The sequence below is a fragment of the Deltaproteobacteria bacterium genome (assembly GCA_029210625.1).
In the GTDB taxonomy this organism is placed as follows: domain Bacteria; phylum Myxococcota; class Myxococcia; order SLRQ01; family SLRQ01; genus JARGFU01.
In genome coordinates, this window is sequence record JARGFU010000013.1 from 1 (window position 1) to 13,058 (window position 13,058).

The 13,058-nt window shown below is 73.0% G+C and carries 13 protein-coding genes; 5 read left to right on the forward strand and 8 right to left on the reverse strand.

All coding sequences use genetic code 11. The features are described from left to right. The 3 genes from P1V51_13425 to P1V51_13435 all read right to left on the reverse strand — a co-directional run. Positions 1-711: hypothetical protein (locus P1V51_13425; GenBank protein ID MDF1564043.1), on the reverse strand; the 711-nt coding region annotated here is incomplete at its 3' end. Positions 712-1,042: 331 nt separating this feature from the next. Then, on the reverse strand, positions 1,043-2,272 hold the full coding sequence (locus P1V51_13430) for a hypothetical protein (GenBank protein MDF1564044.1): 1,230 nt from the start codon (positions 2,270-2,272) through the stop codon (positions 1,043-1,045). Next, positions 2,269-2,652, reverse strand: coding sequence for a hypothetical protein (locus P1V51_13435; GenBank protein ID MDF1564045.1), 384 nt, complete (start codon positions 2,650-2,652; stop codon positions 2,269-2,271). Before P1V51_13435 ends, P1V51_13430 begins: the two co-directional genes overlap by 4 nt. Positions 2,653-2,702: 50 nt before the next feature. Between P1V51_13435 and P1V51_13440 the strand changes: the two genes are divergently transcribed. Then, a complete protein-coding gene (locus tag P1V51_13440) occupies positions 2,703-3,344 on the forward strand; it encodes a YdcF family protein (GenBank protein MDF1564046.1) in 642 nt (213 codons plus the stop codon). Here the strand turns inward: P1V51_13440 and P1V51_13445 are convergent. Next, a complete protein-coding gene (locus P1V51_13445; protein MDF1564047.1) occupies positions 3,313-3,918 on the reverse strand; it encodes a type II CAAX endopeptidase family protein in 606 nt (201 codons plus the stop codon). The two genes, P1V51_13440 and P1V51_13445, sit on opposite strands and share 32 nt — an antisense overlap. A 134-nt stretch (positions 3,919-4,052) precedes the next feature. Beyond that, positions 4,053-5,336: an anthranilate synthase component I family protein gene (locus P1V51_13450; GenBank protein ID MDF1564048.1), complete on the reverse strand. Its 1,284-nt coding sequence runs from the start codon at positions 5,334-5,336 to the stop codon at positions 4,053-4,055. 130 nt (positions 5,337-5,466) lie between these two features. Between P1V51_13450 and P1V51_13455 the strand changes: the two genes are divergently transcribed. The 4 genes from P1V51_13455 to P1V51_13470 are packed head-to-tail and all read left to right on the forward strand — an operon-like array spanning position 5,467 to position 9,551. Continuing rightward, positions 5,467-6,579, forward strand: a complete 1,113-nt coding sequence (locus P1V51_13455; protein ID MDF1564049.1) for a DsbA family protein — start codon at positions 5,467-5,469, stop codon at positions 6,577-6,579. Between the two features lie 43 nt (positions 6,580-6,622). Continuing rightward, a complete protein-coding gene (locus tag P1V51_13460; protein ID MDF1564050.1) occupies positions 6,623-8,341 on the forward strand; it encodes a proline--tRNA ligase in 1,719 nt (572 codons plus the stop codon). Between the two features lie 17 nt (positions 8,342-8,358). Further along, positions 8,359-9,045, forward strand: a complete 687-nt coding sequence (gene pyrF / locus P1V51_13465) for an orotidine-5'-phosphate decarboxylase (protein ID MDF1564051.1) — start codon at positions 8,359-8,361, stop codon at positions 9,043-9,045. 47 nt (positions 9,046-9,092) lie between these two features. Then, on the forward strand, positions 9,093-9,551 hold the full coding sequence (locus P1V51_13470; protein ID MDF1564052.1) for a hypothetical protein: 459 nt from the start codon (positions 9,093-9,095) through the stop codon (positions 9,549-9,551). A 6-nt stretch (positions 9,552-9,557) separates the two neighbouring features. Here P1V51_13470 and P1V51_13475 read toward each other — a convergent pair whose 3' ends face one another. Genes P1V51_13475 through P1V51_13485 form a run of 3 tightly spaced genes read right to left on the reverse strand, consistent with a single transcriptional unit; the run spans position 9,558 to position 12,987 of the window. Beyond that, complete coding sequence (locus P1V51_13475) at positions 9,558-10,190, reverse strand: hypothetical protein (protein MDF1564053.1); 633 nt, start codon at positions 10,188-10,190, stop codon at positions 9,558-9,560. 11 nt (positions 10,191-10,201) lie between these two features. Beyond that, entirely contained in the window at positions 10,202-11,281 is a 1,080-nt protein-coding gene (locus P1V51_13480) for a hypothetical protein (GenBank protein MDF1564054.1), read from the reverse strand. A gap of 11 nt (positions 11,282-11,292) precedes the next feature. Further along, on the reverse strand, positions 11,293-12,987 hold the full coding sequence (locus P1V51_13485) for a hypothetical protein (GenBank protein ID MDF1564055.1): 1,695 nt from the start codon (positions 12,985-12,987) through the stop codon (positions 11,293-11,295). Positions 12,988-13,058: the final 71 nt, after the last annotated feature.

Here is a 13,058-nt window from a genome sequence, read left to right on the forward strand (position 1 = left end):
AACCGACGGGGCCGCCGCAGGGTCGGTGCCCGCGCCCAGGGTGACGGAGTCACCGCCGGCTCCGACGGTCACGCTGATCATCTGGGCCTTGTGCGCCTTGTTGCCCTCGTGGCCGACCCCCAGGACCCAGACCTCGTACGAGCCGGGGGTCGCTCCGCCGGGGACGCTCACCGTGAAGTCCATGCCCATGTTGTTCGCGGTGCCATCGAGATCACCCGCGGAGCCATCGTCCCAGGCCGAGTTCCGGTTGCCGGCGTCCCAGGAGGTATTGTCGAAGCTGAGGGTGTAGCCATCCGGCGCGTTCGCATACACGTTTGAGGTGGCGATGAGGGTCGCGTCCCAGGTCTCACCTCCGCTCACGTCCCAGACGCTGTTCCAGCCGGCGATCGCCGGGCTGTTCGCGGTGCCGACGCCGATGGTCCACCCGCTGGGCAGGGCCGCCAGCACGCCGACGACCCCGTTGCCCGCGATGTTGGTGAAGCGGTAGTCGATCTCGAAGGTCCCGCCGGGGGTGGTGGAGCCCGAGGTGCCAGCGGCGCCATCGACGGCGGTGGTGATCACGGCGTCCGCGTCCACGTTCACGTGGCAGCCACCCTGGCTGCAGGTGGCGTACTTGGCGGGCCACGCGTGTGCAGTCCGAGGGGCCACGAGGGCGGCGAGCGCGAGGAGTCCGGCGAAGGCGAGAGAACGAGAGGGAGCGTGACTTCTCATGGGAGGATCCCCTGGAGCATGGAGCGCGAGAACGGCGGCTCGGGGACCCGCTTCGGAGAGATCGATCCTCAATGCGGCCCGGAAGGTCGCTCGCTCATCCCCATGAGCGAGACATCCGGACTCGACGGACGAGGATCCGTCGTCGGCAAGGCCCCCAAGACAAAGTCTTGTATGTGTTCGGTCGAGCGACCCGCCGACCCCTCGGCGGATCACTGCTTAGTCTAGTCGAACGAACGAGCCTGGCCACCCGAAAATCGAAGAAAATTCCAGGCTTGGCGCAATTCTTACGCACCCGGCCAAGCCCCCGGATCGAGGCGTCAATCGGTGTCAATCACGGTGCGGGGACGGAAGGCCGGCGAGGGATCGGGAGGATCCAGGGATGGCTGCGGCCGTCGTTGAAGCGCAGCCACCCGCCGCCGGGCGAGACCTCCACGCCGTAGAGGTTGTGGAGGATGTCCCCGACCGGTTCGCTCAGCTTCTTCACCTCGAGGCTGCGCCCGTCCACCAGGAGGAAGTGGGCCCGGAAGGTGCGAGGGGGGTCTTCGGGCAGGAGGATCAGCAGGAAGCGGTCGTCCGGGAGCGCCCGGATGAGGGCGTTGGTGTTTACCGGAACGCTCCCCAGATGATGGTCGGTGCCGGTCGAGAGGTCCGCCAGGTGGACCTCCAGGGGCCGCCAGATGGGGAGCTGGCCGCGCAGGAAGAGGGCGCGGTCCCGGGAGGCGCCGAGGTAGGCCGTGATCGGCTGCCCCTGCGGCCGGCTGGCGCAGAGGGTCTGCCCCTTCTCCAGGTCGAGGACGAGGAGGGCCGCTCCGGCGCCGCTCCCGCCGCCCTTCAGGCTCGCCGCGACCCGCGGGGCCTCGCGGAAGGCGGCGGGGTAGTGCTGCGCCTCGAGGTCCGCGGGCGGCGCGAGGAGCCTCGGGCTCCCGGGCTTCCAGGCGAGGAAGGGGTGCGGCAGCGTGCTCACGCCGAAGCCCCGGCGAGGCACCCCCACCCGGTGGCCGCTGGCCATCCGGAAGACGTCGTGGCTGGCGTGGCCCAGGCCGCCGAGCTGCGCCGCGTCCCGCTCCCGGAGGGTGTAGGACCAGTCCAGGCCGTCGTCGGGCACGGCCTTCCACTCCGGCGGCCGCGCGACGAAGAAGCGCCGCTGCTCGGGATCGGCGTCCTGCTTCCGGCAGTGGAAGCGCACCCCGTCCTCGAAGCCCGTGCGCTCGAGGCCGCCGCAGAAGAGGCCGGGCGGGGAGAGGGGCAGCGGCTCGCCGCCGTCGACGTTGATCACCATGATCTCCGAGGGGGCGCCCACCTCCCGGAGGGCCAGCCACTCGTCCGCCACGAAGGCGAGCTCGGAGTAGTTGCGCGCCGGCAGGGCCCGGGGCCTCGTCCCCTCGGTGGCCAGCGGGGCGGCGAGCAGATCGAGGCCGTGCTCGACGAGCTTCACGTCCTCGCACGCTCGCGCGAGCGGGGTCCGCACCACCTTCGCCTTGCCCCGGGGCTTGCGGGCCAGGGCCGGGCCCGCGACGAGGAGCGCGGCGGCGAGCAGCGAGAGCCCGAGCGCAGCCCTCACCGCGCTGCTCCTGCCTCGACGAGGCGGCGCCAGACCGCGAGGGAGGGCCAGTCCTCCTCCGGGTCTCGCTCGGCCGGGAAGGCGCCGTAGCGCTCCTCGGCCATCCGGAGGGCGTCGGTGGGATCGGCGCCGCGCGCGAGGAGAAGGGCGGCGATCCGCTCGAAGGCCCGCAGGTCGTCGTCGAGGAGGTCGCAGTCCGAGATGCGGAAGATCACCAGGGTCAGCGGGGTCACCGGCTGCATCACCCCCGGCGGGCAGTCGGGAGGGTCCTCCCCCCGGTGGTCGGGATCGGCGCCGGCCTCGAGCAGGCGTTCGACCTCCGCCGCGTCGAAGAAGGTGACGGCCTTCAGGAGGGCCTCGCCGAGGGCTGCGGGATCCATCGCGCCTCCCAGCCTACCAGCAGGCGGGCGGAGTGGTAGCGTGCGGTCCGATGCGCCGCCGTCGCCTCCTCCTCGCCCTGCTGCTCCTGCTGCCCCTCGCCGATCTGATCGCGACGCTGCTCTACCTGCGCCACGTCGAGGCGGCGCAGGCCGCGGGGGCGCCGCCGGCGAGGGCCGACGCGGCGGTGGTCTTCTTCGGGGACTCGATCGACGAACACACCCTGAACGAGGACACCCGGCAGCGGGTCGACCACGCCGCCTCCCTCTACCGGGAGGGTCGGGTGGGGGAGGTGATCTGCGTCGGGGGAAACCTCCCCTGGCTGGACTTCGCCGGCTCCGAGTTGATGAAGGCGCGGCTGATCGAGCAGGGCGTGCCCGCCGAGAGGATCAGCCTGGAGCACGACTCCCGCGACACCCTCGGGAACCTGGAGGCCGCCGCCGCCCAGCTCCACGCCCGCGGCCGCCGCAGCGCCATCCTGGTGAGCACCCGCCTCCACCTCTACCGCATCGCCCGGTGGAACGAGCTCGAGGGGCTGCGCTTCTTCGCCTCGGCCTCGGATCCCGCCGACGCCGGGCTCCTCGAGCGCTGGTGGCCGGTCCACCACGAGTGGGCCGCCTTCACCTTGCGCACCCTCTTCAGCGAGGAGGGCTACCAGCGGGTCACGGAGCTGGCCCGGAGGCTCGATCTCTGATCAGCACCGAGAGCCCGAAGTAGTTCACGGTGAAGTGGGCGAGCACCGGCGGCAGGAGGCTGCCCGACTGCTGGTAGAGCACGCCGAAGAGCACGCCCATCACCGCGGCGTAGTAGGGCCAGAAGCGCATGCTGCGGTCGGGGCCGACGTGCACCAGGCCGAAGAGGAAGGCCTGGAACCACAGGCCGGTGATGGGCAGGAGCGCGCCGCGGAAGAGCAGCTCCTCGGCGAAGCCGCTGCTCGCCGCCGCCACCACCACCCAGGGGTGGCTCACCGGCCCGAGGAGCTCGGCCATCCGCTGGTGGAAGGACTGGGCCCACTCGAAGCGCCGCCGGGCCAGCTCGCCGAGGCCGTGGGCCACCAGCCCCAGGGCGATGCCGGCGCCCCAGGAGAGCGGCCCCTCGGGCAGCAGCTTCGCACCGCCCGGGAGGTGGAAGAGGGAGGGCACGTCGAAGAGCCAGCCCAGCAGGAGGGCCAACCCGATCATCAGGCCGTAGAAGACGATGATCAGGCGGGCCGTCAGCCTCGGGGGCAAGGGCTGCCCCGCCTCCACCCCGTGCTCGTGCTCGTCCACGTCCACGTGCTCGGCCTCTCCCTGGCTCTCTCCTTCACCCCCCTCGACCCGCTCGCCCCCCTCAGCCTCAGCATCCGCCTCAGCCTCAGCGGCCTTTCCCTCTTCCTCCCGAGGGTCAGTGGCGTCGGAACCACTCACTCGAGCGCTCCTCTGAAGCGTGCCGCCTTCAGCTCAAGCTCGGCCAGCTCCCGCTCCATCGAGGCGCCCGCGACGATCCCACCGCCGCTGGGGTACTCGACCTCCCAGCGCCCGTCCCCGGCCCGGGTGAGCGTCGCCGTCCGGATCGGCAGGGTGAGCGAGAGCGCCCCGGCCGGCCCCACCCGACCGAAGGCCCCGCAGTAGTAGCCCCGGGGCGCGACCTCCAGCGCCTCGATGGCGCGCATCGCCGCGATCTTCGGCGCGCCGGTCACCGAGCCCCCGGGCAGCAGGGCCTGCAGGAGCTCGAGGGTCGAGTGGTCGGGGGAGAGCAGGCCCTCCACGTGGGTGACGAGGTGCTGCACCGGACCGCTGACCAGCCGCTCGAAGAGCTGGCGCGGCCGCACGCTGCCCGGCCGGCAGACCCGGCCCAGATCGTTGCGGACCAGATCGACGATCATGATGTGCTCGGCCCGCTCCTTCGGGTCGCGGCGCAGGCGCTCGAAGCGGCGGCGGCGCTCGGCGTCGCTCCCCTCGTTGGCGCAGGTCCCCTTGATCGGCGCCGAGACCGCCACGCCGGTGGCCGGCTCGTACTCGACGAGCAGCTCGGGGCTGGCCGAGGCGATGACCCGATCCCCCGCGTCGAGGTAGCCGGCCCGGAGGGGCAGCTCGCCCGCGCCCACCAGCCGCTCGAAGAAGGCCAGGGGGTCGCCCTCCCAGCGGGCGCGGTGGGCGGTGGTGAGGTTGAGCTGGTAGTAGCGGCCGGCGGCCAGCGCCTCCTGGATCCGCGCGAAGCGCTCGGCGTAGGCGGCCTCGTCGAGATCGCGCCGGGCCGCCCCCTCGCTCTGCCCGGCGGGCACCGGCGGCGCCCCGCCGAGGAGGGAGAGGAGGGCCTCGCGGGCCTCTGGCTCGCCCCGGGGGCGGGGCGCGGCCTCACCCGGCCGCAGCTCCAGCCAGGCCCGGTAGCGGTGGGCCAGCAGGCGGGGGACCGACTCGCCCGGCGGCGCCTCTCCCCCGCCCGGCACGAGGGCGCGCCCGGCCTCGTAGGAGAGGGCCAGGCACCAGAGGTCCCCGGAGGAGCGATCCGCCAGGATCCCCTCGAGGGCCGGCAGCACGGCCTCGCCGGCCTCCACCCGCAGGGTCTCGGCGGGATCGCAGGAGAGGAGGGTGATCGGCCCTTCCTGGAGCAGCAGCGCGCCGGGGCGGCCCGCCAGCGCGCGCAGCGCTCCCCGGGGGCTCGGCTCCAGGGTGGAGCCTCCTTCGGACTGGGCGGGCGCGCTCACGGGCCGCGCATCATACACCTTCACCTCCGAGGTGACCTCCGGGGCGGTCCGGGCTAGGTTGCCGGGCGAATTTGACGGCTCTCGCGGTCCCGGAACGTCCCGGGGCGGCGCAGATCCGAAGGAGATCCCCGTGCTCGTCACCCGCATCGTCGCCCTGCTCTCCCTCGCCCTCCTCCTCACGGCCTGCCCCGATCCGAAGCGCAGCGCCGCCGGCCTCGAGAAGAAGGAGCCCCCCGCCGCCCGCGGCGCGCACTCGCCGGCGCTGCCCACCGCCGGTGAGGACCCTGCGAGCGTCGTCGCCAAGATCGGCGAGCGGAAGGTCACCCTCGGCGAGGTCGACGAGCTGGCGATGGCCGAGCTGGTCGGCGCCGAGCGCGAGTTCCAGCGCAAGAAGTTCGAGATCCGGGTGTCCGTGCTGGAGGAGCTGCTGGTGAAGGAGCTCCTCGACGCCGAGGCCAAGAAGCGCGGGCTGAAGGACATGGAGGCCCTCGTCGAGGCCGCCGTCGAGAAGGGGACGCCCCTGCCCGGCGACGAGGAGGTCGCCGCCTTCTGGGAGAAGGCCAAGAGCGACCCCCGGATGGGCGCCGCGAGCTTCGAGGACGTGAAGCCCCAGATCGTCGGCTTCCTCCACCAGCAGAAGAAGCAGGAGGCCTTCGGCAAGCTCGTCGAGTCGCTCCGCGACGGGGCCGACGTGCAGATGATGCTCCTGCCCCCGCGGATCCAGGTCGAGGCCAAGGGTCCTCAGACCGGGAAGGACGACGCGCCGATCACCATCGTCGAGTGGTCCGACTTCGAGTGCCCCTACTGCAGCCGCGCCGAGCCGGTCGTGCAGCAGGTGCGCACGATCTACGGCGAGAAGGTGCGCGTGCTCTTCCGCCACTTCCCGCTGCCCTTCCACGCCAACGCCGGCAAGGCGGCCGAGGCGGCGGCCTGCGCCGACGACCAGGGCAAGTTCTGGAAGATGCACGAGGTGCTCTTCGCCAACCAGAAGGCCCTCCAGGTGGAGCAGCTGAAGATCCACGCCCGCACCATCGAGGGGATGGACGCCGAGAAGTTCGACGCCTGCCTCGACAGTGGCGAGAAGGCGAAGCTGGTCGAAGAGGATCTGGCGGCCGGCAAGGCCGTGGGCGTGACCGGCACCCCGGCCTTCTTCGTCAACGGCATCGAGCTCTCCGGCGCCCAGCCGCTGGAGAAGTTCAAGGAAGTCATCGATCGCGAGCTGGCCGCGCTCGAGACCAAGTAGCCCTCGCGCCTCAACCAACGAACCCGAAGAGAGATCGCCCGAAATGCGCCTGACCCGCAGCTTCGTCCCCACCCTGAAGGAGGCACCCAGCGACGCCGTGGTGCCCAGCCACATCCTCCTGGTGCGCGCCGGCTTCATCCGCCAGCTCGCCGCCGGCATCTACTCGATGCTGCCGCTCGGCTGGCGGGTGATGCGCAAGATCGAGAAGATCGTGCGCGAGGAGATGGACGGCATCGGCGCGCAGGAGTTCCACCTGCCGGCGATCCACCCCCGGGAGATCTGGGACGACTCCGGCCGCTGGGACGTGATGGGGCCGAACATGTTCCGGCTGCAGGATCGCGGCGGCCGTGACCTCTGCCTCGGCATGACCCACGAGGAGGTCTTCACCGAGATCGCCCGCAAGGAGCTGCGCTCGTACCGGGACCTGCCGCAGGTCTGGTACCAGATCCAGACCAAGTTCCGGGACGAGCCGCGGCCCAAGGCCGGCCTCTTGCGGGTGCGCGAGTTCACCATGAAGGACGCCTACTCCTTCGACGTGGAGGCCGCCGGCCTCGACGTGGCCTACGACGCCCAGCGCGACGCCTACAAGCGGATCTTCGAGCGCTGCGGCCTGACCTACCACATGGTGCAGGCCTACTCCGGCGCCATGGGCGGCCGGGAGTCGGCCGAGTTCATGGTCGAGACCGACGCCGGTGAGGATCTGGTCGCCGCCTGCGATGCCTGCGACTACGCCGCCAACACCGAGAAGGCCGTGGGGCACCTGCCCGAGCCGGGGGATCCCGACGCCTGCCCCGAGCCGGAGAAGTTCGCGACCCCGGGTCTCGAGACCATCGACCAGCTGGCCGAGGCCTTCCCCGAGGTGGCCCCGCCCGACCGGCAGATCAAGACCCTGATCTACCGGGTCGAGGACGACCTGCGGATCTTCCTCCTGAGGGGCGATCACGAGCTCAACGAGGCCAAGCTCGCCGGCGCCACCGGCACCGAGGTCTTCCGGCCCGCCACCCGCGAGGAGATCGTCGAGGCCCTCGGCGCCGAGCCGGGCTCCCTCGGCGGGGTGAAGTTCGACAAGCTGCCCATCACCGCCGACACCTGCCTGAAGGGCCGCCGGGACATGGTCACCGGCGCCAACGAGACCGGCTTCCACCTCAAGCACGTGGACGTGGCCCGGGACATCCCGGTGAAGGCCTTCGCCGACCTGCGCACGGTGACCGCCGGCGAGGGCTGCCCCCAGTGCGAGGAGGGCAAGCTGCGGATCTTCAAGGCCCTGGAGATCGGCCACATCTTCAAGCTCGGCACCCGCTACAGCGAGTCGATGGGCGCCACCATCCTCGACCACGATGGCAAGGAGCTGCCCATCGTCATGGGCTCCTACGGCATCGGCGTCGGGCGGATCCTGGCCTCGGCGGTGGAGCTCCACCACGACGAGGACGGCATCCGCTGGCCGGCGGCGATCGCCCCGGCGCAGGTGCACATCGCGCCCCTGCAGATGAAGGACGACGCGGTGAGGGAGAAGGGCGAGGAGCTCTACCAGGCCTTCACCGCCGCGGGCCTCGAGGCCATCCTCGACGACCGGGAGGAGCGGGCCGGCGTGAAGTTCAAGGACGCCGACCTCCTCGGCGTGCCCTGGCGGATCGCCATCGGCAAGCGGGGCCTGGACGAGGGCGTGGTCGAGCTGAAGGCCCGCGCCGGCAGCGAGGTCGAGAAGGTCGACGCCTCCCCCGAGGCGCTGGTGGCCCTCCTGAAGGAGCGGCTCGCCTCGTGAGGCCCGAGGAGCGGACGATCGTCGCCCTCGACTTCGATCGGGGCGAGCCCGCGGTGGCCCTGGCCGGGAAGCTGGCGGGCAAGGTCGGCGGGGTGAAGGTGGGCCTCGAGCTCTACCTCTCCGAGGGCCAGCAGATCGTCCGCGAGCTCGGGGCCGCCGGGCACCGCATCTTCCTGGACCTCAAGCTGCACGACATCCCCAACACCGTGGCGGGCGCCGCCCGGGTCGCCGGCTCCCTCGGGGTCTGGCTGCTCACCGTGCACGCCTCGGGCGGCGAGGCCATGGTCCGCGCCGCCGTCGAGGCCGCGGCCGAGGGGGCCGCCGCGGTGGGCGAGGAGCCGCCGAGGATCATGGCGGTCACCGTGCTGACCTCCCTCTCGGACGACGACCTCGGCGCCCTGGGAGTGGAGGGCGGCGCCACCGAGACCGCCCTGCGCTGGGCGCGCCTCGCCCGGGGCGCGGGCGCCGCGGGCGTCATCTGCTCGCCGCGGGAGGCCGCCGCCATGCGGGAGGCGCTCGGGGCGGACGCGCTGATCGTCACCCCGGGCGTCCGGCCGCCGGGCAGCGCCGTCGGCGATCAGGCCCGGGTGGCCACCCCCGCCGAGGCCGTGGCCGCCGGGGCCGACCACCTCGTCGTGGGCCGGCCGATCCGCGCCGCCGAGGATCCGGTGGCGGCGGCCGAGGCCATCGCCGCGAGTCTCTGATAAAAAGAACCCCTCGACCCTCGAACCCTCGCCTGGGGGAGAACACCATGAAGAGAGCCCTGTTCGCCCTGCTCGTCCTCTCGCTCACCGCCGCCTGTCCCGGCGAGAAGAAGCCGGAGGCCGGTGACCTCGAGCCCCTCGCCTTCGACCCCTCGGCGACGCCGCCCCCGCCGCCGGCGCCGCCCAAGCCCGCGCCGGCGCCCGTCGTGGCCGCCGCCCCGGCGGCCGAGGTGAACACCTGCTGCGTCTTCTCCGACGGGAACCGCATGAAGGGGCTCACCGCCGAGGAGTGCAAGGAGAGCGCCGGCACCTTCGATCCGAAGTGTGACGCGAAGCTCGCCGAGCCCCCCGCCGCGGAGGCCGCCCCCGGTGAGGCGGGTGCCAGCGAGGAGCCCTGCTGCACCTTCCCCAATGGGATGATGCGCCGGGGCGTGCCGCAGGAGGCCTGCGACGCCGCGAAGGGCGTCTACAGCCTCGACTGCGACGACGATCAGGACAGCGAGTAGGGGCCGCTAGTCCACGATCGCGCCCAGCCAGTCCGGCTCGCCGGGCGCGGCCTCTTCTTCGGCGACGGCCGGGGCCGTCGCCGGGGCGGGCCGCAGCAGCGCCCGGGCGTAGGCCGAGTCGGGGTAGTCGCGCAGCAGCCGGTTGCGCGCCCCCGCGTCACCGCCCGCCCGTGCCCAGCGGTAGAGCACGAGGTCGGGGGCGTGGGGCTGGAGGAGGGTGGTCACGGCCTTGCCGAGGGTTGCGGGCGCCCGCCGCGGTGAGAGGGTGGAGCGCCAGCGCTCGATGGGGCCCGCCGGCTCCACCAGCCGAAGATCCACCGCCAGCACCTTGCCGAGGCGCTCGACCCGCAGGTCGAGGATGAGCCGGCCCCTCACCGCTGGCAGGCTCGCGCGCACGCAGCCCAGGTCGGCCCGGCAGGGCGCACCCAGGGGCTCGAGCTGATCACCGTCGATGAGCCGGAAGTGGCGCAGCCCGGCGATGGACTCTCGCAGCTCGCGCTCGAGCTGGGTCAGCTCGGCCGCGCTCACGCCCTCGCCGCCGTGGATGGGCAGCAGGACCAGCGGGGTGGGCTCGGGCGTGGCGAGGGCCGGCGCGGCGAGGAGGGAGGGGAGCGCGAGGAGGACGAGGAGGGATCGCATGGTCGCTCCTCCTAGAACTCGTAGGCGAGGCCGAGGGCGAGGCCCAGCCCGCCGAACTGCGCCCCGCGGGCCTGGTAGGAGAGCTGGGGCTGGAGCTCGACCGAGGTGCCCAGGGGGATCTCGGCCCGGTAGGCGAGGCGCACCGCCGAGAGCCCGTTGAGGGGCCAGCTGGTGACCTCCACCTGCGCGGCCATCGGCACCTGCGGCACCGTGGCCCAGTGCAGCTCGAGCCCGGTCTGGGTTCCGACCCGGGCGACGTGGCCGGCCCAGAGCCGCAGGTGGGTGCCGGGGTCGCGGCCGATGCGCAGCTCGCCCCGCGCGCCGCCGGTGAAGCGCTCGGCGTTGGCGCCGAGGACGAGGCGCCCGGTCAGCCCGAAGTACTCGTGGAGGGCGAAGGCCACCTCGCCGAAGCCGTAGTCGAAGCCGGCGTCGAGCCCGACCAGGGGGCCGCTGTCGAGGCCGCCCTGGACCCCCTTGGCCCGCAGCCGGACGCCGCCCACCCGGATGCTGTCGAGGGCGCCGACGAAGCGGTAGGTGAAGTCGAGCTGGATCTGGAAGTAGTTGTCCGGCAGCGGGTCGGCCGTGGGGACGGCCCGCCGGCCGAAGTCCACGTACTCGACCATCGCGTTGGCCCGGGAGCGGTTGCCCTGGAGGGCCTCGAGGCGACGCTCGTGGAGGCGCTCGTCCTGGCTCTGGCGGACCCGCACCCGGAAGGGCGCCTCGGCGCTGGCGAACTGCGGCCCCGCGTAGGGCCCCGACTCTCCCGCCAGGTAGTACTCGACGCCGGGCACCTTCACCGCCTCGGCCGGGATCCGGGCCAGGAAGTCACCCGCGGGCACCCGCCCGAAGGGCAGGGTCTGGTACTCCGCCTCACCGATCCGGCGCCAGTGGAGGCGCAGCTCGGTGACCGCGGCGGCGTCGGTGGCGCCGAGCTCGATCTCGATCGCCTGCTCGGGCTCCTGGTGGTGGGGCGGGACGTGGATCAGCCGCGCCGCGGGCGCCTCCTCGGCGCGGGCGAGCCCGGGCAGCGCCCCGAGGGCGAGGCCGGCGGCGAGGAGCAGGATGGTCTTCTTCGCTTGCATGAGCTTCATCGTCGTCTCCTTCACCAGTTGAAGACGGTGGACACGCCGGCCGAGAGGCCGCCGTGGTTGATGTTGCGCAGGCCGTAGCCCACCTGCCCGCCGAGCTCGAACCAGGGGGTGAACTCGTAGCGAGCCTCGTAGATCAGCCGCACCCCGATGTCGCTCTCGACCACCGGGTGGGTGGTCACCTCGACCCGGCCGCTCATCGGCATCCGGGGCACGGTGTCCCAGGAGAGCTGCAGCAGGTAGGTCTCGCCGAGGCCGCCGATGGAGAGCGCGCCCAGCTGGAGGTTCGTGCCCTCCTCCCGGCCGAGGCGAAGGCGGAACTGTCCGCCGCCCGCCATGCCGCCCCGGTCGATGCCGACCAGGCCGCGGGCGATCATGCCGACGTAGGGGGAGAAGTGGAACTCGAGCTCGGTGTAGCCGAAGTTGAAGCCGACGACCTCGGTGACGTCCTCGAAGTCGGTGGTGGGGTCGCCGTCGGCGGCCTCGATGGCCTGGGTGTCGCCGCCGCGGCCGTGGTAGCCGCCGTAGCCGGCGCGGATGGAGTGGAAGACCAGCGCGCCCTCCCCGCTGCCGGCCCGGGCGCGGATCCGGTAGAGGAAGTCGGCGGTGAAGTGCGAGTACCGGTCGGCGTTCTCGAAGCGGTAGAAGTCGACGTACTCGTAGGCGAGGCGCACCGAGGAGCGGCCCGAGCGGTCGGGCGCGATGGGCGCCTTGTGTACCGCCAGCCGGGTCGAGCCGCGCTCGCCCACCGCCGTGTCGACCTCGTCCCCCTCGAGCTGCAGGGAGACCTGCCAGTCCATCGAGGGCGTCCTGACCTCGCTGGCCGGGATCTCGGCGACGTAGGTCGAGGCGCCGATCGGGTGCATCCGGGCGAGCTTCAGCTCCTCCTCCCCGGTGGCGCGGTAGTGGAGGAGGGCGCCGCTGACCTTCTCCGGGCGATCCACCGTCAGGCTCACCGGGACCGGCTCCCCCTCGGTGGCGACGGGCGCGGCCCGGGCGAGGGTCTCACCGGCCGGCGCCTCGATGCGGTGGCGGACCTCCGAGAGCTGCCCGCGGAGCACCTTCAGGGACTCGAGCTCGCGCTGCGCGGGTCCGGCCAGATCCGAGTCGGGGTGCTCGCGCAGGAAGGCCTGCCAGGCCAGCTCGCGCCGCGTCAGATCGCCCTCGGCGGCAGCGGCGAAGGCGCGGCGGAAGGCCTGGCCGTCCGGTCCGAGGCTGGGCCGCTCCGGGGGCGGGGGCGGGCACTCCAGGCGAGGAGGCGCCTCGGTGACCGGGGCGCCGAGGGGCACGGCCGGCGTGGCGACCGCCACGAGCGGGAGCGCCTCGGCCGGGGCCGGCGCGGGCGCGGGGGGGCGGGGGCCGAGGGTGACCCGATCGCCCAGGGAGAGGAGGGTGGCCACGCTGGGCTCGACCTCGAGGCGGGCGAGCTGCTCCCCCGCCTCGGCGATGGTGCCGCTCGCGACGAAGAAGCGATCCTCGAGGGTGTCGCCGGTCTTCGGATCGGGGACGCGCAGGACGCGGAAGAGGGAGACCTCCCGACCCGGGACCCCACCGCGCCGCCGGCCGAGATCGACGTAGACCTCCGGACCCTCGATGCGGAGGATCTGCCCCTCCGCCACCGCGCCCTCGGCGTCCGCGGCGCCCGGCAGCGCCAGCAGTGAGAGGACGAGCAGGGCTCCCGCCCAACGACCACCCGCCCTCGAACACACCCCTACCGTCTTCCCGACCATGGGATCTCCTCCACCCTTGCTGGTTCACAGCCCGTCGCGTCACCCCGCGG

Excerpts from the sequence above, each read along its gene's own strand:
- P1V51_13460 (MDF1564050.1), top strand. The coding sequence starts at position 6,623 with ATGCGCCTGACCCGCAGCTTCGTCCCCACCCTGAAGGAGGCACCCAGC.
- P1V51_13470 (MDF1564052.1), top strand. The coding sequence starts at position 9,093 with ATGAAGAGAGCCCTGTTCGCCCTGCTCGTCCTCTCGCTCACCGCCGCC.
- P1V51_13440 (MDF1564046.1), top strand. The coding sequence starts at position 2,703 with ATGCGCCGCCGTCGCCTCCTCCTCGCCCTGCTGCTCCTGCTGCCCCTC.
- P1V51_13435 (MDF1564045.1), bottom strand. The coding sequence starts at position 2,652 with ATGGATCCCGCAGCCCTCGGCGAGGCCCTCCTGAAGGCCGTCACCTTC.
- P1V51_13475 (MDF1564053.1), bottom strand. The coding sequence starts at position 10,190 with ATGCGATCCCTCCTCGTCCTCCTCGCGCTCCCCTCCCTCCTCGCCGCG.
- P1V51_13480 (MDF1564054.1), bottom strand. The coding sequence starts at position 11,281 with ATGAAGCTCATGCAAGCGAAGAAGACCATCCTGCTCCTCGCCGCCGGC.